This is a genomic window from Bacillus sp. JJ722, from assembly GCF_036963345.1.
In the GTDB taxonomy this organism is placed as follows: Bacteria; Bacillota; Bacilli; order Bacillales; family DSM-1321; genus Bacillus_AD.
Genome location: NZ_JBALMO010000430.1, coordinates 428 through 1,639 on the forward strand (window position 1 = coordinate 428; position 1,212 = coordinate 1,639).

Consider the following 1,212-nt stretch of genomic DNA (forward strand, 5'->3'; position numbering starts at 1 on the left):
ATACATGATAATAATGACAGTGTTAAAACTATCTTAGGTGATAACAGAGTAAAGATAAAAAAACTATTATAATTTAGCGAAAGAGGGTTTCACTATTGGAAAATTATTTTCATGCTGCTGAAATAGTTTCAAATATATTACAAACTGATGTTATAGAAAGGGATAGTGAAAATATCGTTCCATTTGAACAAATCAAGCTATTAAAAGACTATGATTTGTTAAATCTAGTATATGAAAACATAAATGACGAAACTTTTTGGTCAAGTATTTTAAAAATAGTTCAAAAAATAGCAGAAAGTGATACAGCTATCGCTCATTTATTAGGCTATCACTATCTTACTAGTTCACAAGTCTTTTGGCGATCAACGCCTGAACAAATGGAACACTTAGTAAAAATTAAAGATAGTCACCCTTTTTGGGGAAATGCTTCTAATCCCAAATTTGAAACACTATTCGGTGTACAGCAAGGAGACTCTTTTAAACTGAATGGATTTAAAACATTTTCTACTGGATCTCAAGTAGCAAATTATTTATTAATATCATGGATAGATAATAACAATCCTACTAAAATGTATAACGGGGTTGTTCCTGTTACGCGAAATGGGTTAAAGGTAAACAAAGATTGGAATGGATTTGGACAGAAACAAACAGGAAGCGGTACAGTTGAATTCGACAATGTTTTTGTCTATCCAATTGAAATTCTAAAGGATGATATCAATCATCTATCATCATTAATTTCACAAACAATTTTATTAAATATATATACAGGAGCATCTAAAAATGCATTAAATGTAGCCAAAGGTTATTATTCCAACTCTAATAGTAATGATAATGATCTGCTTCTTAAAAAAGCAGGATATTTATTTTCTAAGGTTCATTCGTTAAAAATTATAGTTGATAATGCTAACTATTCAGTCAATGAACTTTGGAATACAAAAGAGAAGATTTCGGAAGAAAAAAGGGGAAATATAGCTATATCCATTTTGAATTCGAGTGTACAATCTATAGAAACTTCTATGGAGATTATAAACAAGATTTTTGAATTAATGGGTGCTCGATCAGCTACATTAGAAAATGGGTATGACCGATTATGGAGAAACATACGAACTCTTACACTTCATAGTCCGATTGACCATAAATATGTACATTTAGGAAAATATTATTTAATCAACAAAGTCCCTACACCTGGTTTTTATTCATAAGAAATTATAG

1 protein-coding gene is annotated in these 1,212 nt (G+C 29.7%); it reads left to right on the plus strand.

From position 1 onward, the window contains the following. The first annotated feature begins 95 nt into the window (after positions 1 to 95). Entirely contained in the window at positions 96 to 1,202 is a 1,107-nt protein-coding gene (locus V7014_RS27090; protein ID WP_335512225.1) for a hypothetical protein, read from the plus strand. Positions 1,203 to 1,212: the final 10 nt, after the last annotated feature.